The organism is Collinsella aerofaciens ATCC 25986 (assembly GCF_964239575.1).
Classification (GTDB): Bacteria; Actinomycetota; Coriobacteriia; order Coriobacteriales; family Coriobacteriaceae; genus Collinsella; species Collinsella aerofaciens_BQ.
Genome location: NZ_CAXSQQ010000002.1, coordinates 1 through 20,988, shown reverse-complemented (window position 1 = coordinate 20,988; position 20,988 = coordinate 1). Strand labels below are relative to the sequence as shown.

Annotated in this window: 19 protein-coding genes and 1 pseudogene; 17 read left to right on the top strand and 3 right to left on the bottom strand. The window is 62.0% G+C overall.

Annotated elements, in window-relative coordinates; genetic code table 11:
* Positions 1–24 precede the first annotated feature (24 nt).
* The 11 genes and pseudogenes from rplB to ACESUZ_RS01910 all read left to right on the top strand — a co-directional run bounded on the left by rplB (position 25) and on the right by ACESUZ_RS01910 (position 6,403).
* Positions 25–855: a 50S ribosomal protein L2 gene (gene rplB, locus ACESUZ_RS01960; RefSeq protein ID WP_022094198.1), complete on the top strand. Its 831-nt coding sequence runs from the start codon at positions 25–27 to the stop codon at positions 853–855.
* Positions 856–887: 32 nt separating this feature from the next.
* Positions 888–1,148 (top strand): 30S ribosomal protein S19, encoded by a 261-nt coding sequence (gene rpsS, locus ACESUZ_RS01955; RefSeq protein ID WP_006235035.1) that lies wholly within the window; start codon positions 888–890, stop codon positions 1,146–1,148.
* Between the two features lie 14 nt (positions 1,149–1,162).
* A complete protein-coding gene (gene rplV / locus ACESUZ_RS01950; RefSeq protein ID WP_006235036.1) occupies positions 1,163–1,534 on the top strand; it encodes a 50S ribosomal protein L22 in 372 nt (123 codons plus the stop codon).
* Between the two features lie 6 nt (positions 1,535–1,540).
* Positions 1,541–2,251 (top strand): 30S ribosomal protein S3, encoded by a 711-nt coding sequence (gene rpsC, locus ACESUZ_RS01945; RefSeq protein WP_006235037.1) that lies wholly within the window; start codon positions 1,541–1,543, stop codon positions 2,249–2,251.
* A pseudogene (gene rplP, locus ACESUZ_RS01940) lies at positions 2,251–2,667 on the top strand (50S ribosomal protein L16); the annotation flags it as partial. The gene rpsC and the pseudogene rplP, both read left to right, overlap by 1 nt.
* An 86-nt stretch (positions 2,668–2,753) precedes the next feature.
* On the top strand, positions 2,754–2,969 hold the full coding sequence (rpmC, locus tag ACESUZ_RS01935) for a 50S ribosomal protein L29 (protein ID WP_006235039.1): 216 nt from the start codon (positions 2,754–2,756) through the stop codon (positions 2,967–2,969).
* Between the two features lie 16 nt (positions 2,970–2,985).
* The gene (gene rpsQ / locus ACESUZ_RS01930) at positions 2,986–3,246 is read left to right on the top strand and encodes a 30S ribosomal protein S17 (protein ID WP_006235040.1); all 261 of its coding nucleotides are present in this window, start codon (positions 2,986–2,988) and stop codon (positions 3,244–3,246) included.
* 118 nt (positions 3,247–3,364) lie between these two features.
* Positions 3,365–3,733: a 50S ribosomal protein L14 gene (gene rplN / locus ACESUZ_RS01925; protein WP_006235041.1), complete on the top strand. Its 369-nt coding sequence runs from the start codon at positions 3,365–3,367 to the stop codon at positions 3,731–3,733.
* Positions 3,734–3,746: 13 nt separating this feature from the next.
* On the top strand, positions 3,747–4,052 hold the full coding sequence (gene rplX / locus ACESUZ_RS01920; protein WP_006235043.1) for a 50S ribosomal protein L24: 306 nt from the start codon (positions 3,747–3,749) through the stop codon (positions 4,050–4,052).
* A 521-nt stretch (positions 4,053–4,573) separates the two neighbouring features.
* Positions 4,574–5,653, top strand: coding sequence for a Gfo/Idh/MocA family protein (locus ACESUZ_RS01915; RefSeq protein ID WP_373198151.1), 1,080 nt, complete (start codon positions 4,574–4,576; stop codon positions 5,651–5,653).
* A 3-nt stretch (positions 5,654–5,656) separates the two neighbouring features.
* The gene (locus tag ACESUZ_RS01910; RefSeq protein ID WP_373198150.1) at positions 5,657–6,403 is read left to right on the top strand and encodes a DeoR/GlpR family DNA-binding transcription regulator; all 747 of its coding nucleotides are present in this window, start codon (positions 5,657–5,659) and stop codon (positions 6,401–6,403) included.
* A 60-nt stretch (positions 6,404–6,463) separates the two neighbouring features.
* On the opposite strand, the gene ACESUZ_RS01905 is transcribed toward ACESUZ_RS01910, so the two are convergent.
* Both ACESUZ_RS01905 and ACESUZ_RS01900 read right to left on the bottom strand, forming a co-directional pair.
* Positions 6,464–7,123, bottom strand: a complete 660-nt coding sequence (locus ACESUZ_RS01905) for an RluA family pseudouridine synthase (protein WP_373198149.1) — start codon at positions 7,121–7,123, stop codon at positions 6,464–6,466.
* Between the two features lie 15 nt (positions 7,124–7,138).
* Positions 7,139–9,634 carry a U32 family peptidase gene (locus tag ACESUZ_RS01900; RefSeq protein ID WP_373198148.1) on the bottom strand — a complete coding sequence of 832 codons (2,496 nt, stop codon included), beginning with the start codon at positions 9,632–9,634 and terminating at the stop codon, positions 7,139–7,141.
* Positions 9,635–9,934: 300 nt separating this feature from the next.
* Between ACESUZ_RS01900 and ACESUZ_RS01895 the strand changes: the two genes are divergently transcribed.
* Complete coding sequence (locus ACESUZ_RS01895) at positions 9,935–10,312, top strand: RidA family protein (RefSeq protein ID WP_055285184.1); 378 nt, start codon at positions 9,935–9,937, stop codon at positions 10,310–10,312.
* A 112-nt stretch (positions 10,313–10,424) separates the two neighbouring features.
* Here the strand turns inward: ACESUZ_RS01895 and ACESUZ_RS01890 are convergent, their stop codons facing one another.
* Positions 10,425–11,081, bottom strand: coding sequence for a helix-turn-helix transcriptional regulator (locus ACESUZ_RS01890; protein WP_253276019.1), 657 nt, complete (start codon positions 11,079–11,081; stop codon positions 10,425–10,427).
* A gap of 352 nt (positions 11,082–11,433) precedes the next feature.
* On the opposite strand from ACESUZ_RS01890, the gene ACESUZ_RS01885 reads away from it, so the two are divergent.
* The 5 genes from ACESUZ_RS01885 to xdh all read left to right on the top strand — a co-directional run bounded on the left by ACESUZ_RS01885 (position 11,434) and on the right by xdh (position 20,809).
* Entirely contained in the window at positions 11,434–12,828 is a 1,395-nt protein-coding gene (locus tag ACESUZ_RS01885) for a uracil-xanthine permease family protein (RefSeq protein ID WP_373198147.1), read from the top strand.
* A gap of 195 nt (positions 12,829–13,023) precedes the next feature.
* On the top strand, positions 13,024–14,379 hold the full coding sequence (ssnA, locus tag ACESUZ_RS01880; protein ID WP_195625322.1) for a putative aminohydrolase SsnA: 1,356 nt from the start codon (positions 13,024–13,026) through the stop codon (positions 14,377–14,379).
* A 149-nt stretch (positions 14,380–14,528) separates the two neighbouring features.
* Positions 14,529–17,528, top strand: coding sequence for a putative selenate reductase subunit YgfK (gene ygfK, locus ACESUZ_RS01875; RefSeq protein WP_373198146.1), 3,000 nt, complete (start codon positions 14,529–14,531; stop codon positions 17,526–17,528).
* Positions 17,529–17,539: 11 nt separating this feature from the next.
* Positions 17,540–18,019: a 4Fe-4S binding protein gene (locus tag ACESUZ_RS01870; RefSeq protein ID WP_368137323.1), complete on the top strand. Its 480-nt coding sequence runs from the start codon at positions 17,540–17,542 to the stop codon at positions 18,017–18,019.
* A gap of 12 nt (positions 18,020–18,031) precedes the next feature.
* Positions 18,032–20,809, top strand: coding sequence for a selenium-dependent xanthine dehydrogenase (xdh, locus tag ACESUZ_RS01865; RefSeq protein ID WP_373198145.1), 2,778 nt, complete (start codon positions 18,032–18,034; stop codon positions 20,807–20,809).
* Positions 20,810–20,988: the final 179 nt, after the last annotated feature.

Below are 20,988 nucleotides of genomic sequence, written 5' to 3'. Positions count from 1 at the left end.
GGATTCCTATTGAAAGGGATTGTAATGGCTGTAAAGCACCTTAAGCCGACCTCCGCTGGTAGGCGTTGGCAGACGATCTCCGACTTCTCCGAGATCACCTGCACCAAGCCCGAGAAGTCTCTTCTCGAGCCCCTGCCCAAGAAGGCCGGTCGTAACAACAACGGCCGCATCACCACCCGCCACCAGGGCGGCGGCGTGAAGCGTCGTTACCGCGTGATCGACTTCAAGCGCAACAAGGACGGCGTGCCCGCCAAGGTTGCCACGATCGAGTACGATCCGAACCGTTCCGCTCGCATCGCTCTGCTGCACTACGCTGACGGTGAGAAGCGCTACATCCTGGCCCCCAAGGGCCTCGAGGTCGGTCAGACCATCATGTCCGGTTCTGACGCCGACATCAAGCCGGGCAACGCTCTGCCCCTCGCCGACATCCCCGTCGGTACGCTCATTCATGCCGTCGAGTTCCAGCCGGGCAAGGGCGCTGCTATCGCCCGTTCCGCCGGTAACTCCTGCCAGCTGATGGGTAAGGAGGGCAAGTACGCTATCGTCCGTATGCCTTCCTCCGAGATGCGCCGCATCCTCGTTACCTGCCGCGCCACCGTCGGTGAGGTCGGCAACGCCGATCACTCCAACATCGTCATCGGCAAGGCCGGCCGTAAGCGTCACATGAACGTGCGCCCGACCGTCCGCGGTACCGTCATGAACCCTGTCGACCACCCGCACGGCGGTGGCGAGGGCAAGAACCACACCTCTGGTCGTCCCTCCGTTACCCCCTGGGGTAAGCCGACGAAGGGCCTTCGTACGCGCAAGAAGAAGAAGGTCTCGAACCAGCACATCATTCGTCGCCGTAAGAAGTAATTTCGGATACCGAGTTTTAGGAGAAAGCACTTATGAGCAGAAGTCTCAAAAAGGGCCCGTTCGTGGAGACTCGCCTTCTCTCGCGTATCACCGCGATGAACGAGGCTGGCAAGAAGGACGTCGTGAAGACCTGGTCCCGCGCGTCCACCATCTTCCCCGAGATGGTTGGTCACACCATCGCCGTCCACGACGGCCGCAAGCATGTGCCCGTGTATGTTACCGAGTCCATGGTTGGTCACAAGCTCGGCGAGTTCGCGCCGACTCGTACGTTCCGTGGCCACAAGGCCAAATAGGGGGTTAACCGTAAATGGCAACTAAGTCTATTGAAACTGAGGCCACCGAGGTTCGCGCCGTCGCTAAGTACGTGCGTGTTTCCCCCAGCAAGGCCCGCCTGGTGGTCGATCTGATCCGCCGCAAGCCTGTCGCTCAGGCCTTCGACATCCTCCACTTCTGCGACCGCGCCGTCGCCGTGGATGTCGAGAAGGTTCTCCGTTCCGCCGTTGCGAACGCCGAGAACAACAACGGTCTGCGTGCCGACAACCTGGTTGTCGCCGCTGCCTATGTTGACGAGGGTCCGACGCTTAAGCGCATCCGTCCCCGCGCCAAGGGTTCCGCTTCTCGCATTCTGAAGCGTACTTCCCACATCACCGTCGTCGTTGCTCCTCGAAAGGAGGCGTAAAGCTGTATGGGTCAGAAAGTCTACCCCACCGGCTTCCGTCTTGGCATCACCGAGAACTGGCGCTCCCGCTGGTTCGCAGAGAAGGATTACGCTAAGACCCTCGGTAACGATCTCGAGATCCGCAAGTACCTCGAGAAGCGTCTTTCCCGCGCAGCTGTCTCCCGCGTCGAGATCGAGCGCGCTGGCGACAAGGTGAAGGTCATTATCCTCACCGCTCGCCCCGGCGTTGTCATCGGTAAGAAGGGTGCCGAGATCGATACCCTCCGCACCGAGCTCGAGAAGGTCGCTGGCGTCTCCAAGGGCCAGCTCTCCGTCGACGTTGTCGAGATCAAGCGCCCCGAGCTTGACGCCAACCTCGTTGCTCAGTCTATCGCCGAGCAGCTCGAGGGCCGCGTTGCCTTCCGTCGTGCTATGCGCAAGGCTGTCCAGTCCGCCCGCAAGGCCGGCGCTAAGGGCATCCGTATCCAGTGCTCCGGTCGTCTCGGCGGTGCCGAGATGGGCCGTCGTGAGTGGTACCGCGAGGGTCGCGTGCCTCTGCACACCCTCCGTGCCAAGATCGACTACGGCACGGCTGTCGCCAGCACCACCATGGGCGCTTGCGGCGTGAAGGTCTGGATCTACCTGGGCGAGAAGCTCCCGGGCCAGCCTGTTCCCAACCCTGCACTCGAGGGCTCTTCCCGTCCTCGTCGTCGTAACTCCGAGAGGAGGGGTCAGTAGTGCTTGCCCCTAAGCGTATTCTTCACCGCAAGGTGCAGCGTGGCTCCATGAAGGGCCAGGCCAAGGGTAATACCGAGCTGCATTTCGGCGAGTTTGGTATCCAGGCTCTCGAGGCCCATTGGATCACCAATCGTCAGATCGAGGCCGCTCGTATTGCCATGACCCGCTACATGAAGCGTGGCGGTCGTGTCTACATCACGATCTTCCCCGATAAGCCCATCACCAAGAAGCCTGCCGAGACTCGCATGGGTTCTGGTAAGGGTAACCCCGAGGAGTGGGTGGCCGTCGTCAAGCCCGGCCGCATCATGTTCGAGGTCAAGGGCGTGCCCGAGGAGGTCGCTCGCGAGGCTCTGCGTCTTGCACAGCACAAGCTTCCCATCAAGACCAAGATTGTTGCTGCCAAGAACGCTGAGCAGCGCATCGAGAAGGAGATGGCTGAGGAGGCCGCTCTCGAGGCCAAGTGGGCTGCTGAGGACGCCGCCGCCGCCAAGGAGGAGAACTAATGAAGCCCGCAGAGATTCGTGAGCTCTCGGACGCTCAGCTCGTTGAGAAGCTGAAGGAAATGCGCGCCGAGCTCTTTAACCTTCGTTTCCAGATGGCCACCAGCCAGCTGGACAACACCGCTCGCGTCAACACCGTGAAGAAGGACATCGCTCGCGTCCTCACGGAGCAGCGCGCCCGCGAGATCGCAGCGGAGAAGTCCGCTGTCGCCGAGTAGGACCTAAGGAGAGAACATGACTGATTCGCGTAACTCGCGTAAGGTCCGTACGGGTGTCGTTACCTCCGTCTCCGGTGCCAAGACCATTGTTGTCACCATCACCGAGCGCAAGCGTCACCCCAAGTACGGCAAGATGATGACCAGCTCCAAGAAGCTGCACGCTCACGACGAGGAGTGCACGGCTGGCGTGGGCGATACCGTCCGCGTTATGGAGACCCGTCCTATGTCCAAGATGAAGCGTTGGCGCCTCATCGAGGTCGTCGAGCGCGCTAAATAAGCAGTCGCTCTTACGACTTGTACGTTTCCGAAGATGTGCGTATGCCTGGCTTGCATACCACGGGCCGTATAAAGGCTGCGCACCTCTCTTCGGTTCTTAGTTCGGAGGAACATCTACCATGATTCAGATGCAAACCATGCTGAACGTCGCCGACAACTCCGGCGCTCGCAAGATTCGCTGCATCAAGGTGCTTGGCGGTTCCAAGCGTCGTTATGCAGGCATCGGCGATGTGTTCATCGGTGCTGTCCAGGAGGCTACCCCTGGCGCCAACGTCAAGAAGAAGGACGTTGTCCGTTGCGTCGTCGTTCGCACCGTTAAGGAGATCCGCCGCAAGGATGGCTCCTACATTCGCTTTGATGAGAACGCCTGCGTTGTCATCAACAACGATGGTTCGCCCGTCGGCACCCGTATCTTCGGGCCCGTCGCTCGCGAGCTTCGTGACAAGAAGTACATGAAGATCGTCTCGCTCGCTCCCGAGACCCTGTAGTTAGGGGAGATATATGTATATCAAGAAGGGCGATAAGGTCCAGGTTCTCTCTGGTAAGGATCGCGGCAAGCAGGGCGTTGTCCTGCGTGCTCTCCCCGCCGAGAACAAGGTCGTTGTCGAGGGCGTTTCGGTCGTCAAGAAGGCCGTCAAGCCCAATGCTGCCAACCAGCAGGGCGGCATCGTTTCGCAGGAGGCTCCCATCGACGCCTCCAACGTCAATCTCGTTTGCCCCGAGTGCGGTAAGGTTACCCGCGTCGGTCACGAGAAGGACGGCAAGAACAAGCTGCGCGTCTGCAAGAAGTGCGGCCACAAGTTCTAAGCTGCCCGCAACATCAAGTTGCTAGCAAAGGCCCGGATGCCCCACGGCACCCGGGCCTTTTTCTATTCCTACTCATTGGGGACACACTCATTGGGGACAGACTTAAATGACTAGTCGTTGAGGATGTTCTTAAACGGCTAGTTGATGAGGACAGTCTTGCCACGAAAGCGTCGCACGGGGAACGCCCCCCAGGTTCCAGCAGCTTGGGACGTCCCTATGTGCCGGCAGTTTGGGACGGTCCTTTGATGTCTGATGTCCCCAGAGGGGTGGAGTAATACGGCCTACTCTGTCTTTTATGGCTATGGTGTTCCGCCCTTTTATGTTTCATGAGGATCGTCGCATGCGCATTTGCGCGCATAGCCTTGCGCGATAACACGCATAACCGCGCAAACATCTGCTACCTATGGTTAAATAATGACCGATTAGCAAATAAACACGCAAACACGAGCAGATGCGCGCGCAATTGTGCGAATATAGGACTGTTAGAAATGAAGGACTTCCGATGACTCAGGAGGCACATCATGGCAGATTTCAAACAGGCTCCGCTCGACGCCGAAGCAGCCGCTAAGGCGGCGTTTGCCTCGGTCCAGGATCAGCCGTTCCCCAACGATATTTTTACTGCCCCCGAGCTCCGCTGGGCTGTGATCGGGTGCGGCGTTATCGCCAACCAGATGGCCCAGTCTCTCGCTCTTGCCGGCCGCAAGCTTGCGGGCGTCGCCAACCGTACGCTGTCCAAGGCTCAGGCTTTTGCTGAGCAGTATGGCATCGAGAAGGTCTATGAAACGGTCGATGACCTCTACGCCGATCCGAACATTGACGCAGTCTATATCACCACCCCGCATAACACGCATATCACCTACCTGCGCGCCGCTCTGGCGGCTGGCAAGCACGTGCTCTGCGAGAAGGCCATTACCCTTAACTCCGCCGAGCTCGACGAGGCACGTGCCATTGCCGACGAGCAAAACGTGGTCCTCATGGACGCCACCACGGTGCTTCATATGCCCTTGTATCAAGAGCTGCGCCGTCGCATGGATGCCGGCGAGTTTGGCCGCATGAACCTCGCCCAGCTCAACTTTGGTAGCTACAAGGAGTACGGCGATCTGACCAATCGCTTCTACAACCGCAACCTTGCTGGCGGTGCCATGCTCGACATTGGCGTGTATGCCCTGTCCGTCATGCGTATCTTTATGGCAAGCCAGCCCATTGAGGTCGTTTCGTTGGGCAACACCTGTGAGACCGGTGTTGACGTTGCGGGCGGCATCGTCTGCCGTAATGCCGAGCAGCAGCTGGGTGTTGTGAGCCTCACGCTCCACTCCAAGCAACCCAAGCGCTCGATTATTAGCTTCGATAAGTGCTATATCGAGGTCAACGAGTATCCGCGCGCCGATCATGCGACCATCGTGTGGACTGCGGACGGCCACCGCGAGGAGGTCCACGCGGGCTTCGAGGCTTACGCCCTTTGCTATGAGATGGCCGATCTTGAGAAGGCCGTTGCCGGCGACGACTCCAAGCGCGAGCTGCTGGAATATGCTTCTGATGTTATGGAGCTTATGACCAAGCTTCGCGCCGACTGGGGAGTCGTGTACCCCGAGGAGGAGTAAACGATGCTAGCGGAAGATAGGCTCAATGCGATTGTGTCGATGGTGCAGCAGGCTGGCTCGGTTACTGTGCCGGAGCTTGCTGAGGCCTTGGGCGTGACGGCGTCCACCATTCGGCGCGACCTTCAGACGCTCGATCGAGCACACCGCATCGCCAAGGTCCACGGCGGAGCGACGAGTCTTGAGCGCGCGCACGTGACGCGTGACCTAACGCTCAACGAGCGCAGCGACCTCCATAACGACGACAAGGAGCGTATCTGCGCCCGTGCGGCGGCGCTTGTGGAGCCCGAGAGCTTTGTATACATCGACTCGGGCTCGACGGCGCTCAAGCTCATCGAGCATCTTCCACACCTTGAAGATGTCACCTATGTGACCGATTCCGTGCTCCATGCTCAGCACCTCGCTTTGCGCGGCATGCGCACCGTGGTGTTGGGCGGCGAGCTCAAGCCCGAGACCGAGGCACTCGTTGGCCCCGATGCTTTGGCAACCTTAGACCGCTACAACTTCAACTGCGGCTTTTGGGGTTCTAACGGCATTGCCGCCGAGCAGGGCTTCACGGCGCCCGATATCGAGGAGGCGCAGGTCAAGCGCATCTCGATGCGCCATACGGCCAAACGCTTCGTAATCTCGGACGCCAGTAAATTTGGCATGGTGGCGCCCGTCAAGTTCGCGGACTTCCGTGACGCAACGATTATTACCGCAGGCGATGTCCCCGCCAAGTACCGGGCAATGGACAACGTCATCACGGTCTAACAGCAGGGGACGGGCTAAGGCCAAAACCACCGCGAAGGTGCCTGTCCCCATTGTGGTGGTTTAGGGCTCCCAGGGGCAGGGGGCTTCGATATAGATATGCTCGCCGGTTACGGGATGCGTGAAGGACACGCTGTGGGCATGGAGCATGAGGCCGCAGGGGCGCGGCGTTCCGTACAGGTCGTCGCCAACTAGGGGATGACGCTCGCTTGCCAGGTGCACGCGAATCTGATGCTTGCGGCCGGTGAGCAACTCGACATCGATATACGAGCGCGCGGGCAGGCCACGACGGCTCTTAAGGCGCTTGAGCACCTTCACGCGCGTTTGAGACGGCTTGCCGCTGGCGCCGACGCGCATCTTTCGGCTGTCGTGGCGGTCGCGCGCGATGGGCTTGTCGATGAGCTTCTCGTTCCAGTCGATTTTGCCCTCGGCGAGCGCCAGATAGTGTTTTTCGAACGCGTGTTCGATGACCATCTGGTCAAAGGCGGGCTGCGTCTGCTTGTCGAGCGAGAACAGCACCACGCCGGTGGTGTCACGGTCCAGGCGATTGAGCGGCTGCATGTCGGTCGCGGCAAAGCCGTCGCCCATCGCCAGCAGCAGGTCGCTGGCGTAGTCGGTAAGTGTGCGCTCGCCGGTGCCGTCACCGTGGACGATCATGCCTGCGGGCTTGTCGATGGCCATGAGCCAGGCGTCGCAGTAGAGGACTTGAGGTTCTTCGTTCACGTGTAAGCCTTTCGGTTAACTGATTCCCACAAACATGCAGCCCGAGGTCGCCCCGCGCAGACGGGCGGCAGGCTTGCGGCCGGCTTGAGCAGCCTCGACGGCGCGACGGACGCGAGCGACGGCACGGCCAATCTCATCGGCCTCGAGCAGGGTTCCGTCGACCATGAGACGACGCACGCCAGCATCGAGCAGCTGAGGAACCTGCGGCGTGAGGTCGATGGGGTAGGCATCGTACAGGCGAGAGCGGCCGTGGATGTCGGTACGCACCGGCATGACCTTTCCGTCGATATTCTTGAGCGAGAGTTTGCGGGCACGCAGGCGGCAGTTGGCGCAATCGTGGATGCAGCCGTTGGCAACCTGCAGAATGCAATGCTCGCTTGTCATGACGCGCGGGCGGCCAAAGACGGTGATGCCCAGAGCCGCGGGCGCGGCGGCGCCGAGCGAGACAATCTCGTCGAGCGTGATCTCGGGCGAGAGCCAAAACGCACCGGCTCCGCGCCCGGCAAGCGCCTCCATGCAGGGCGTGTTGTGCACCGGCAGGCAAGAGCGAATCTCGGCCGTGGCGCCAACCTGGGCGGCCAGGGCAAGCTCAGAGATGTTGCCAATAGCGACCGTGGCGCCGGCAACAACCCACGGGTCGACGCGTACGTGGTCAACGGCGCGGCAGACCTCGTCGAGCACGGGTACGATGCCCTGCTCAAATGCATCGGCGGGGGAGAGCTCGGCCGCATCGAGCGCGTCGGTGGTCATGTAGATGCGCGTTACACCCTCGGCGCGAGCGGCCTCGGCGGCCTCGAGCGAGGTGACGGTGGCGCAGATCTGCGGCTCATCGCGGTAGTGCTCGGGCGCGGGGCGGGAATCACTGGTTACAATCGCCGGCAGCTCGAGCGTTTTCGCGCGCTCCTCGTACGGTGCCAGAATGGCCTCTTCCAGCGCCTTACAAGCGGCGGCGCGCACCTTGTGCACGGCGGAAAAGCCCATACCGCAGCCGGCGTCGAGCGAAACGTCAAAGCTTGCGGCCTCAAGGGGAGAGGAGCCCATGCGCCCGACGTGCTCAACCAGATCGGATGCCTCGACGGCGCGGGTCTTGGCAGCCTCGACGGTAAAGCCCGTGGCCGTGGCCGTAAGCGAAGGGTCGTCGCAGCAGGTGAGCGTAACGGTAAACGGCTCGCCCAGACGCGCCACAACGGACACGTCTACGGCGCGGCGGCGCAGCACATCGCGTTTGAGCGCAGCCCCGGCGGCGTCAATGGCGCGCTGGCTTCGAATCACGCGCACGCGGCAGCCCTCGGGCATGCTGCGGGGCACGCGGCACTCGATGATGTCGCCTGCGGCGGCATCATCGGCGGCAATGGTGGTCAGGAACTGGTCAAACTCGTTATCGTGACGAAGCTCCAGCAGGTCGCCCTTGCCCACGGGCTCAAACAACTCAATGCGGGCGATGGCGGCGCGGCGACGGCGGTCGTCGGGCTTGAGGCCGCGCACATCGCGGTTGGCCGGGCGGCTGCCCAGCACCGTGCCCACGATCTGGCCGCGGTTGTTGGAGCGCTCGTAGCTCATCATCTCGTCACCCGAGGTACCGTCTTGGTAGGCGTGCGTAAAGTCGCGGTTAAAGCAGCGCTTGAGCTGTCGCTGACGGGCTGCATCCTCATCCTTGGAGGTCGAAACATCGGCCAGCATGTCATCAATCTGATGACGATACACGTCGACGATGGAGTACACGTAATCAGGGGCCTTCATGCGGCCCTCGAGCTTGAGCGATGCGGCGCCGGCGTCATACAGACGGCGAACAAGCTGCGAAGTGTTGGTGTCGCGCGGGCATAGCGCACGCTCGCGACCGGCAGGGGAGAGCGAGCGGCCGTTCTCGTCGATCAGCTCGTAGGGCAGGCGGCAGGGCTGGGCGCACATGCCGCGGTTGGCCGAGCGGCCCGCCATGGCAAAGCTCGAGAGCAGGCACAGGCCCGAGTAACAAAAGCAGATGGCACCGTGGCTAAAGACCTCGAGGTCCACATCGGGTGCGGCGTCGTGGATGGCGGCGATCTCGTCAATGGAGAGCTCGCGCGACAAGGTCACTCGGTCGGCGCCCTGCTCACGGCACCAAAGGGTTCCGCGGTCGTCGTGGATGTTTGCTTGGGTTGAGATGTGCGTCTCGATGCCGGGCATGGTGCGCTTGACTTCAAAGAACAGACCCCAGTCCTGGATAATGAAGGCGTCGGCGCCCAGCGTGGAGCAGCGATAGATGAGTTGCAGCGCATCGTCCATCTCGGACTGCTTGATGACGATGTTGACCGTGACGTAGACGCGCGACCCGGCTAGATGTGCGGCGCGGCAGGCTTGCTCAAAGGCCTCGTCGGTAAAGTTGGTGGCCTTGCGGCGGGCGTTGAAGCTGCCCATGCCGCAGTAGATGGCATCAGCGCCAGCGGCGAGTGCGGCGGCAAAGGGCTCGGGTCCTCCGGCGGGCGCTAAAAGCTCGGGTCTGCGGTTGGTGGTTCGACTGGCGGTTGCGGTCATATCCTGCCTTTCAAAATGCTCAGACACTCAAAAGTATAGTGGCGTCGCTGCGGTGGGCGACGCCCGCAGCCTAAGCAGGACAAAGTCTTCAGCAGCTTGGACTGGCTGCTCCACATGAGAACCGTTCAGCGGTTCGGGGAAACCGTTGGTCGATAAAATATTCTCGCAAGCTGATAATATTCTTGCATCAAACAGAAACCTTGAGTACTATCCCAATCAAGCGCGGTGTTCAGACCGAACTGTGCCTCCCGGTGTGAACACCGCGCTCACGCTCTCTCAATTGATCGTAAGGAGAAAAACATGAGCAAGACCGTCGTGTCTTCCGATAACGCACCCGCAGCCATCGGCCCGTATTCCCCCGGTATCCAGGCCGGCAACATGGTGTTCCTGTCCGGCCAGCTGGGCATCGATCCCGCAACTGGCAAGATGCCCGAGGGCGTCGAGGCCCAGGCCAAGCAGTCCCTCGCCAACGTCGAGGCCCTGCTGACCGCTGCCGGCGCCACCTTTGCCGATGTCGTCAAGACCACGGTCTACCTGGCCGACATCGCCGACTTCGCCGCCGTGAACGAGATCTACGCCTCCAAGTTCGAGGCCCCGTTCCCCGCGCGCAGCGCTTTCCAGGTTGCCGCCCTTCCGGCTGGCGGTCTGGTCGAGATCGAGGTCGTCGCCGCTCTCTAAGGCGTTGGCCACAACTAAACATGACATGCAAAAAGACCCTGCAGCGCGTGCGAGCTGCAGGGTCTTTTGTCAAGTGACGGATCGCTTGTGGAGCCGCGCTCCATTTTGCCCGTTAGCCCTCCTTACGAACTTTTTGCAGGTAGCGATAGACGCTGGGCTCTGAGATGCCCAGCGCGGAGGCGGCGCAGGCCACGGCGCCCTTGAGCATGAACACCCCGTTACCGTTGAGGTGGCGAATGACGTCCACGCGGTCGCTCTGACCAAGCGACGCTACATCCAGCCCGCGCGCGCTCAGCAACTCGGCAATGCTGCGGTCGATGAGCTCCTGTGTGGACTCCGAAAGGCTTTCGACCTCGATAGGGGCGGGCTCCGTGCGCGTCGGCGCCGCGTCGAAGCACGCCATGAGCTGCTGCGCCATGGCGTTGATGGAGCGCACAGTCGAGAGGTCGGTGTTAACGCAGAGCATACCGACGATCTCGTCATTCTCGCGGATAAAGTACGTCGCTGACTCCAACGTCTTGCCGCCGGCACCGCGCCCCTCGTAGCCCGTAATAAACGGCAGGTCGCGATACTTGGCGTCGTGCATGATCTTGAGTGCCAGATCGGTGGCGGGACCGCCGACCTTGCGGCCGCTCACGATGCCGTTGCGAATATCAACGATGGCGTGGTCGGGATCCGAGAAATCGTGCAGCACGATTTCGCTGTTTTTGCCGAGTATCTGCTCCAGAAAATCGACCATCGGCAAAAAGCGACGTACGGTCTCGTTCACGGGCAACTCCTTTGGGTGAAATCGGAAATGTTCATAACAATTTTTTCTCATGGTAACACGCTGCCCATCATCTCGTATATCCGCAGGTACATTGCGTAATGCAGACGAACGGTAGGAATTTAGCGGTAAACGGTTGACCAAAAGAAAAGTTAGATGCTATTTTGACCAGACACTTTCCTGACCTGCGGAAATGCGTTATTTCAGCTGAAGAATAGTCTGATAACAAAAAATTATTATTGAGAATGAGAATCATCTTTAATACGATATGCAATGAAGGCACAACCTCAACCCCGCACTGCGTCACAATAGAGCGTTAGATGCGAAAACAACTACTTCGAGGATTGGTGGTCAAATGACCCAGGAGACGGTTACGAACGGCACTGAAGCCCTGTTCACTCGCGAAGGCATGCCTCCCGTTAAGGAAATGATCCCGTGTGCCCTTCAGCACGTACTGGCATCGTTTGCCGGCATCATTACCCCGGCGGTCATCATGGCCGGCGTCTACGGCTTTAATAGCCAGCAGAGCACCGACATCATTCAGGTTGCACTCATTCTTTCGGCAATCGACACGGCCCTTCAGGCCTTCGCTCCCTTCCGTCGCATTGGCGGCGGCCTGCCCATCGTCATGGGCGTTTCGTTCGCGTTCCTGCCGGCCCTTCAGGCCATGGGCGCCTCGGGCTTTAGTTTTGGCGCGCTGCTGGGCGGCGAGATCGTTGGCGGTGCCGTCGCGGTCCTCTTTGGTCTGGCCTACAGCAAGATTAAGTGGCTGTTCCCGCCCGTCGTGACCGGTACGGTCATCTTCTCCATTGGCGTCTCTCTCTATCCCACGGCCGTCAAGTACATGGCCGGTGGCATGGGCACGCCGTTGTGGGGCACCCCGCAGGCATGGTGCGTCGCTCTTATCACCTTCGCTGTGGTCTTTGCGCTCGCCAACTTTGGCAAGGGCTCGCTCAAGCTGGGATCCGTGTTCTTTGGCATGATCGTTGGCATGATCGTTTCGATCCCCTTTGGCATGATCGACTTCTCCAGCGTCGCCACCGCTCAGGTCTTCGCCCTTCCCAAGCTCATGCCCTACGCGCTCGAGTTTGATCCCGAGGTCTGCATTACCCTCGCCGTCGTGTTCCCCATGGTTGCCATCCAGGTTATCGGTGACGTCTCCGCCGCCTGCCTGGGCTCCATCGACCGTATGCCTACCGAGCGCGAGCTCTCCGGCGCTATTGTGTCCCAGGGCCTCACCTCTATGGTCGGCGGTCTGCTGGGCGGTCTTCCCACCAGCGCCCTTGGCCAGAACGTGGGCATCATCTGCTCCAACAAGGTCGTCAACAAGTGGGTCTTTGTGATCATTGCGGCCGTCTTTGCCGTCGCCGGTCTGTTCCCGCAGCTCTCTGCCGTCCTTTCCGCTATCCCGCAGCCCGTCATCGGCGGCGCGACCGTCGGCGTCTTTGGCACCATCACCATGAACGGCGTGCGCATGTTCACCCGCGAGGGCCTCACGCAGCGCACCACCACCATCGTCGGCACCTCGGTCGTCTTTGGCCTGGGTATCTGGATGGCCAGCGGTTGCCTTGCCGGCGAGGGTATGCCCGCCTGGGTGTCCACCGTCATCGGCTCCAATGCCGTAACCCCCACCGCCATCATGGCCATTGTCCTTAACCTGATCCTTCCGCAGACGCCGGTCGTGGCTCAGCACATCGATGCTGCCAAGGACGCTGCCGTGGATCTGGTCTTGCCCGAGAGCAAGAAGTAACCAATTCGGTGCTATTCGTCGGCGGACGCATCGCCTCGTCCGCCGACGCCATGCGGCACCAAGCCGCACTTCAAAGGGTTTGTCCCTTTGGTGAAGCGTTGACGGGAGAGGGCCCGTTTCCGGTGTAGGCCGGCGCTTCGAACTCCGCCATGTCAGAGGTGTCAAACCCCGCCTCTGATGTCGAAGGGAGCATCCATGCTTCTGGTCGCTAACGGTTCCGTCTTTACCCGCAACGCTCAGGCCCCGTTCATCCCCAACGGTGCGGTCGCCATTGACGGAGATACGATCGTCGAAGTGGGCCCCGAGTGCGAGCTCAAGGCCAAGTACCCGGATGCCGAGTACGTCGACGCCCGGGGCAACCTCATCATGCCCGGACTCATCAACTGCCACACCCACATCTACTCGGGTCTGGCCCGCGGCCTCGCCATTAAGGGCTGCAACCCCACCAACTTCCTGGAGAATCTTGAGCAGCAGTGGTGGAAGATCGACGACAACCTGACGCTCGACGGCACCAAGGCCAGCGCCTATGCCACGATTTTGGACTCCATCCGTGATGGCGTCACCACGATCTTCGATCACCATGCGAGCTTCTGCGAGATCCCGGGAAGCCTCTTTACCATTAAGGATGCAGCTCAGGAGCTGGGCATGCGTTCGTGCCTGTGCTACGAGGTCTCCGATCGCCGCGGCCAGGAAAAGTGCGACCAGGCCATTGCCGAGAACGCCGAATTTGCCCAGTGGGCCGCCAAGGAGCGTCGCGATAACGACAACCACATGATCGCCGCCATGTTTGGCGGACATGCTACCTTTACGCTTTCGGACGAGACCATGGATAAGATGGCCGAGGCCAACAACGGCCTGACCGGCTTCCACATCCATGTGTGCGAGGGCATGAACGACGTGTGGGACTCCCGCCTCAACCGCGGTGGCATCAGCCCCGTCGAGCGCCTGCTGCAGCACAACCTGCTGGGTCCCGACACCATGCTGGGCCACTGCATCCACGTGACGCCTGCCGAGATGGATATCGTCAAGGAGTCCGGCACTTGGCTGGTCAACAACCCCGAATCCAATATGGGCAACGCCGTGGGCTGCGCCCCCGTGCTCGAGTTCTTCCGCCGCGGCATCCCCGTGTGCATGGGCACCGACGCCTACACCCACGATATGCTCGAGAGCCTTAAGGTCTTCCTGATTATTCAGCGCCACAACGCCGCCATGCCCAACGTGGGCTGGTGCGAGGCCATGACGATGCTGTTCGAGAACAACGCCAAGATGGCGAGCAAGTACTTCGATCGCAAGCTCGGTGTGCTCGAGGCCGGCGCTGCCGCCGACGTTATCGTTATGGACTACAAGCCCTTTACGCCGCTGAGCGAGGAGAATATCGACGGCCACATGCTCTTTGGCATGATGGGCAAAAACTGCCGCACCACCATCATCAACGGCCGCGTCCTGTACAAGGATCGCGAGTTCGTTGGCATTGATGAGGACAAGATCAACGCGTGGACCATGGCCGAGTCCAAGAAGCTCTGGAGCACGCTCAACGATCGCACCTACTAATTCACAAGTAGATTCGCGCGCGTCGGATGTTTCGCCACATCCGGCGCGCGCATAGGCGGCCTCCGCGGGGTCGCCGGCGCTGTGCTAGCGCTACACCGTATTTGCGCCCGCCGCGCGGTCTCGCCGGGCGTTACAGAGAGGAACTCATTATGAGCGACATCATGAGGCCGATCCCGTTTTCGCAGCTGATGAACTGGATCATCGAGGAGCACAAGACTCAGGGCGCCGTCTTTGGCGTGCGCAAGATGGTCACGACCAACCAGGAGGGCGCGCTTCCCATTTTTGACGAGCGCATCGAGACTCCGTTTGGCCCGGCCGCCGGTCCCAATACGCAGTTGGCCCAGAACATCGTGGCATCCTACGTGGCCGGTTCCCGCTTCTTTGAGCTCAAGACCGTTCAGGTTATGGACGGCGAGGAGCTCTCCAAGTGTGTGAACAAGCCCTGCATCGTGGCACAGGACGAGTGCTACAACTGCGAGTGGTCGACCGAGCTCGAGGTTCCGCAGGCCTTTGCCGAGTACGTGAAGGCATGGTTCGCCTGCCACCTCATCGCTCGCGAGTACGGCCTGGGAAGCCCGGACGGCTTTGTCTTCAACATGTCCGTGGGCTATGACCTCGAGGGCATCAAGAGCCCCAAGGTCGATGCCTACATCGAGGGCATGAAGGACGCCAGCGGCTCCGAGGTTTGGAACGAGTGCCGCACGTGGGCGCTCGCCAACCTGGACAAGTTTGAGCATGTCGACGCCGCGTTTGTCGAGTCCATCCCGGCACGCGTCTCCAACTCCATCACCGAGTCTACCCTGCACGGCTGCCCGCCGGCGGAGATCGAGCGCATCGCGACCTATCTGATCACCGAGAAGGGCCTCAACACCTACATCAAGTGCAACCCCACGCTGCTGGGCTATGAGTTTGCACGTCAGCGCCTCAACGAGCTGGGCTTTGACTACATCGTCTTCGATGACACGCACTTCCGCGAGGACCTGCAGTGGGCCGATGCCGTGCCTATGTTCGAGCGCCTGATCGCCCTGTGCGCCGAGCGCGGCCTGGAGTTTGGCGTCAAGCTGACCAACACGTTCCCCGTCGACGTGACGAGGAACGAGCTGCCCTCTACCGAGATGTACATGTCCGGCCGTTCGCTGTTCTCGCTGACCATCGAGGCTGCCCGCCGCATTACCGAGCAGTTTGACGGCAAGCTGCGCATCAGCTACTCCGGCGGTGCCACGGTCTACAACATCCGCGCCCTGTACGATGCCGGCATTTGGCCCGTTACCCTGGCGACCGACGTGCTCAAGCCCGGTGGCTACGAGCGCTTTAGTCAGATGGCCGGCGAATTTGGCGATCTGGACGGCAAGCCGTTCGCGGGCGTCTCTCTCAAGGCTGTGACCGCGATTCAGGCTGACTCGCTCACCAACCCGCTCTACAAGAAGCCGCTGCGTCCGCTGCCCGACCGCAAGGTCGCCGGCAAGAGCCCGCTTTCCGACTGCTTTACCACGCCGTGCCGCACGAGCTGCCCCATCCAACAGGATATTCCCGCCTATCTGGCGGCTGTTGACGAGGGTCGCTACGAGGACGCACTCAACATCATCATCGAGCGCAACGCCCTGCCGTTTATTACCGGCACCATCTGCCCGCATCCCTGCGGTCGTGCCTGCGAGCGTGCGTTCTACGAGCCCGAGGGTGCCCAGATTCGCGCCAGCAAGCTCAAGGCCGCCCGTGAGGCCATGACCGCCGTGCTGCCCAAGCTGCGCGCCCAGGCCATCGCCAACGACGGTGAGCGCAACGTTGCCGTTATCGGCGGCGGCCCGGCCGGCCTGGCGACGGCGTTCTTCCTGACGCGTGCCGGCGTGCCCGTCACCATCTTTGAGGCCCGCGACTCTCTCGGCGGCGTGGTTCGCCACGTGATCCCCGAGTTCCGCATTGCGAGCGACGATATCTCCCACGATGTCGAGCTCTGCCTGGCCTTTGGCGCCAAGGTTCAGTTCAACGCCCGCGTGGAGTCCATCGACGAGCTCAAGGACCAGGGCTTTACCGACGTGGTCGTGGCCACCGGTGCCTGGATGCCCGGCTCTGCGGGCCTGGGCGAGGGTGCCGAGCTCGATGTGCTGGAGTTCCTCGAGGCCGCCAAGAAGGGCGAGAAACTCGAGCTGGGCGAGGACGTCGTGGTCATTGGCGCCGGCAACACCGCCATGGACGCGGCCCGCGTGGCCAAGCGTCTGGCTGGTGTGAAGAACGTGCGCCTGGTGTATCGCCGCACCAAGAAGCAGATGCCCGCCGACGAGGAAGAGCTCGATCTTGCTCTTGCCGACGGCGTTGAGCTCTGCGAGCTGCTGGCGCCCAAGGCACTCAACGGCTCCGTGCTGACCTGCGACGTCATGGAGCTCGGCGAGCCGGATGCAAGCGGCCGTCGCAGCCCCGTCGCCACGGGCGAGACCGTCGAGCTTTCCGCCACCACGGTGATCTGCGCCGTGGGCGAGGGCATCGATGCCAGCCTGTACGATGCCGCGGGCGTCGAGCACGACCGTCGCGGTCGTCTTGCCGCCACCTCCACCGGCGTCGAGGGCGTTTGGGCTGCCGGCGACTGCCGTCGCGGTCCTGCCACCGTGGTCGAGGCTATCGCCGATGCCGCCGAGGTCGCCCGTGCCATCGCCGGTGTGGACTTTAACAAGTACGCCGACTGCAACGAGCAGGCCGGCCGCGAGGACACCTGCTACGAGCGCAAGGGGTCGCTGTGCCGCGACAAGCGCAACTGCACCAAGACCCGCTGCCTGGGCTGCGGCTCGGTGTGCGAGGTCTGCTGCGACGTGTGCCCCAACCGCGCCAACGTGGCAATTAAGGTGCCGGGCCTGGCCAAGCATCAGGTCGTCCACGTCGACGGCATGTGCAACGAGTGCGGCAACTGCGCTGTGTTCTGCCCCTACCAGGAGGGCCGTCCCTACAAGGACAAGCTCACCCTGTTCTGGAGCGAGCAGGACATGGAGAACTCCGAGAACGAGGGCTTCCTGGCTGTGGACGAGGACCACTTTAAGGTCCGCGTCGCCGGCACGGTCCGCAACGTCTCGGTCGATGCCGTCAACACCGGTCTTCCCGAGGCCGTCCGCCTGACCATCAGGGCTGTGCGCGACAACTATTCGTACCTTCTTAAGAAATAGGCGAGTCTCTTATGGCCAAATCCATTCAACATAATGTGGCCTACGTTGCCTGCGGAAGCGGCTGTGCTTCCGCAGGCGGCGACGCCCGCTGCAGCGAAGGCTGCATTGGCTGTGGCGCCTGCGTCACGGCCTGCCCCCACGGCGCCATTGCGCTGGTCGATGGCATCGCCCGCGTGGACCGCTCCAAGTGCACGGGCTGTGGCCTGTGCGGCATGGCGTGCCCGCAGCGCGTGATTGCCTTCGTCCCCGGCTACCAGAACATTCTGGTGCGCTGCAACAACACCGATAAGGGTGCCATTGCGCGCAAGGTCTGCGACACGAGCTGCATCGGTTGCGGTATGTGCGCCAAAAAGTGCCCTGCCGGCGCTATCCGCATCGTGGACAACTGCGCCCATATCGACGGCGTGGACTGCCTGTCGTGCGGCATGTGCGCCGTCGTCTGCCCGCATGGCGCCATCCACGACCGCACCGGCATCGCCGCCGGCGTGTAGAAGGGAATCACCATGGCACAGGAATTCACTTTTACCGTTAACGGTGTCGAGCACACGACGACGGAGAATAAACCACTGATGCGCTATCTGCGCGACGACCTGCACATTCACTCCGCCAAGGACGGCTGCTCCGAGGGCGCCTGCGGCACCTGCACCATCCATGTGGACGGTGCGGCCGTCAAGGCGTGCGTGCTGACCACCGCTCTTGCCTCCGGCCGCAACATCGTGACCGTCGAGGGCCTGCCCGAGGACGTGCGCGAGGCCTTTGTGTACGCCTTTGGCGCCGTGGGCGCCGTGCAGTGCGGTTTTTGCATTCCCGGCATGGTCATGGCGGGTGCGGCGCTCATCGCCGAGGACCCCGAGCCCACCGAGGAGCAGATCAAGTACGCCATTCGCGGTAACGTCTGTCGCTGCACCGGCTACAAAAAGATTATCGAGGGCATCTCGCTGGCCGCTGCGGTGCTCCGCGGCGAAAAGCAGATCGACGAGGACCTGGAGCGCGGCGATGACTACGGCGTGGGCAAGCGCGCCTTCCGTATTGACGTGCGCAAGAAGGTGCTCGGCGAGGGCAAGTATCCCGACGACATCGACGAGCTCGATCAGCCGGGCCTGACCTATGCCAGCGCCGTGCGCTCCAAGTATCCGCGCGCCCGCGTGCTCTCCATCGACACCTCCAAGGCCGAGGCCCTGCCCGGTGTGGTGGGCATCCTGCGCGCCGAGGACGTGCCGGTCAACCAGGTCGGCCACCTTATCCAGGACTGGGACGTCATGATCGCTCAGGGCGATATCACCCGCTGCGTGGGCGATGCCATCGTGCTGGTGGTCGCCGAGGACGAGGCGACGCTCGAGAAGGCCAAGAAGCTCGTAAAGATTGACTACGAGCCGTTGGAGCCCGTGCGCAACATTGTGGAGGCCAGGGCCGCCGACGCCCCGCGCCTGCATGACAGCTTCTTTGCCTTTGGCAACACAGTGGAGCTCAAGGACAACGTGTGCCAGAGCCGTCATGTGACGCGCGGCGACGCCGCCAAGGCACTGGCCGAAAGCGCGTTCACCGTGACGCAGCGCTTTACCACGCCCTTTACCGAGCATGCCTTCTTGGAGCCCGAGTGTGCCGTTGCCTTCCCGTACAAGAACGGCGTCAAGGTGCAGTCGACCGACCAGGGTGCCTACGATACGCGCAAAGAGTGTGCCCACATGTTTGGCTGGGATAGCGAACCCGAGCGCGTGGTTGTAGAGACCATGCTCGTGGGTGGCGGCTTTGGCGGCAAGGAGGACGTGTCCATCCAGCACCTGGCCGCGCTCGCTGCCTATAAGTTCCAGCGTCCTGTGAAGTGCAAGCTCACGCGTGCCGAGTCGCTCGCGTTCCATCCCAAGCGCCACGCCATGGACGGCACCTTTACGCTGGGCTGCGACGCCGAGGGCAACTTTACCGGATTGGACTGCGAGATCAACTTTGACACCGGCGCCTACGCGTCGCTGTGCGGCCCGGTGCTCGAGCGCGCCTGCACACATGCCGTCGGCCCCTACAAGTACCAGAACACCGACATTCGCGGCTTTGGTTACTACACCAATAACCCGCCTGCCGGCGCGTACCGCGGCTTTGGCGTCTGCCAGTCCGAGTTTGCGCTCGAGAGCCTGATCGACCTGCTGGCAGAGAAGGTCGGCCTGGATCCGTGGGAGATTCGCTACCGCAACGCCATCGAGCCGGGCGAGGTTTTGCCCAACGGCCAGATTGCCGACTGCTCCACGGCGCTGAAGGAGACGCTGCTCGAGGTCAAGGATGCCTACTATGCGCATCCCGGACATGCCGGTATCGCCTGCGCCATGAAGAACGCCGGCGTGGGCGTTGGCCTGCCCGATGCCGGCCGCTGCAAGATTCGCATCGAGGACGGCGTGGCTGTGGTCTATGCCGCCACGTCCGACATCGGCCAGGGCTGCAACACCGTCTTTTTGCAAGACGTTGCCGAGGCCTGCGGTCTGCCGCTGAGCTGCATTGCCAACGGCGAGTGCTCCACCGAGAACGCTCCCGACTCCGGCACCACGTCTGGCTCGCGTCAGACGGTCGTGACCGGCGAGGCCGTGCGCGGTGCCGCCTTCCTGCTGCGCGATGCCATGCTTGATATCGAGGCCGGCAAGTCTGCGCCCGCCGCTCCCGTGAGTGCGCATGGCGACGGCGTCAAGATCGAGTACGACGACGGTCGCGCCTATCAGCTGCACACGCAGGAGCTCGTCGCCGGCCAGGGTATGCATCCTCAGGATCCCGCGGCCGCCATCAAGGCGCTCGAGGGATGCGAGTTTGGCTACGTGTACCTGGAGCCGACCGACAAGCTGGGCGCCGACGTTCCCAACCCCAAGAGCCATATCTGCTACGGCTTTGCCACGCATGTGGTCATTCTGGATGATGACGGCCGCGTGAGCGAGGTCTACGCCGCGCACGATTCCGGCAAGGTGGTCAACCCCATCTCCATCCAGGGTCAGATCGAAGGCGGTGTGCTCATGGGTATGGGTTACGCACTTACCGAGGACTGGCCGCTCAAGGACTGCGTGCCCCAGGCAAGGTACGGTACGCTCGGGCTGTTCCGTGCACCCGAGATTCCGGATATCCACGCTATCTACGTGGAGAAGGACGAGCTGTTGCCCGTGGCATACGGCGGCAAGGGCATCGGCGAGATCGCAACGATCCCCACGGCGCCCGCCGTGCAGAACGCCTACCGCGCGTTTGACGGCAAACTACGTCCAGATCTGCCCATGGTGGATACGCCCTACAGCCGCGTCCGCAACCGCGGGTAGGGTAGGGCGCGGACGGCCATTGCTGACGAGCTGTTCGCGCTCAACATCAACTACATACGCTGCGCCTTTGGCCCCGGCTCCATCGCGAGCCGGGGCCTTTTGTTACGGGCTTTAGCCTGTGCGGGGCGCGCAGCGCGCCGCATCAGAAACCACCCGCTATGCGGGTGGGGCCAAACGGC

Bases quoted from the DNA above. Each gene is read 5' to 3' on its own strand.
- rplB (WP_022094198.1), top strand. From the start codon at position 25: ATGGCTGTAAAGCACCTTAAGCCGACCTCCGCTGGTAGGCGTTGGCAG.
- rpsS (WP_006235035.1), top strand. From the start codon at position 888: ATGAGCAGAAGTCTCAAAAAGGGCCCGTTCGTGGAGACTCGCCTTCTC.
- rplV (WP_006235036.1), top strand. From the start codon at position 1,163: ATGGCAACTAAGTCTATTGAAACTGAGGCCACCGAGGTTCGCGCCGTC.
- rpsC (WP_006235037.1), top strand. From the start codon at position 1,541: ATGGGTCAGAAAGTCTACCCCACCGGCTTCCGTCTTGGCATCACCGAG.
- rpmC (WP_006235039.1), top strand. From the start codon at position 2,754: ATGAAGCCCGCAGAGATTCGTGAGCTCTCGGACGCTCAGCTCGTTGAG.
- rpsQ (WP_006235040.1), top strand. From the start codon at position 2,986: ATGACTGATTCGCGTAACTCGCGTAAGGTCCGTACGGGTGTCGTTACC.
- rplN (WP_006235041.1), top strand. From the start codon at position 3,365: ATGATTCAGATGCAAACCATGCTGAACGTCGCCGACAACTCCGGCGCT.
- rplX (WP_006235043.1), top strand. From the start codon at position 3,747: ATGTATATCAAGAAGGGCGATAAGGTCCAGGTTCTCTCTGGTAAGGAT.
- ACESUZ_RS01915 (WP_373198151.1), top strand. From the start codon at position 4,574: ATGGCAGATTTCAAACAGGCTCCGCTCGACGCCGAAGCAGCCGCTAAG.
- ACESUZ_RS01910 (WP_373198150.1), top strand. From the start codon at position 5,657: ATGCTAGCGGAAGATAGGCTCAATGCGATTGTGTCGATGGTGCAGCAG.
- ACESUZ_RS01900 (WP_373198148.1), bottom strand. From the start codon at position 9,634: ATGACCGCAACCGCCAGTCGAACCACCAACCGCAGACCCGAGCTTTTA.
- ACESUZ_RS01895 (WP_055285184.1), top strand. From the start codon at position 9,935: ATGAGCAAGACCGTCGTGTCTTCCGATAACGCACCCGCAGCCATCGGC.
- ACESUZ_RS01885 (WP_373198147.1), top strand. From the start codon at position 11,434: ATGACCCAGGAGACGGTTACGAACGGCACTGAAGCCCTGTTCACTCGC.
- ssnA (WP_195625322.1), top strand. From the start codon at position 13,024: ATGCTTCTGGTCGCTAACGGTTCCGTCTTTACCCGCAACGCTCAGGCC.
- ygfK (WP_373198146.1), top strand. From the start codon at position 14,529: ATGAGCGACATCATGAGGCCGATCCCGTTTTCGCAGCTGATGAACTGG.
- ACESUZ_RS01870 (WP_368137323.1), top strand. From the start codon at position 17,540: ATGGCCAAATCCATTCAACATAATGTGGCCTACGTTGCCTGCGGAAGC.
- xdh (WP_373198145.1), top strand. From the start codon at position 18,032: ATGGCACAGGAATTCACTTTTACCGTTAACGGTGTCGAGCACACGACG.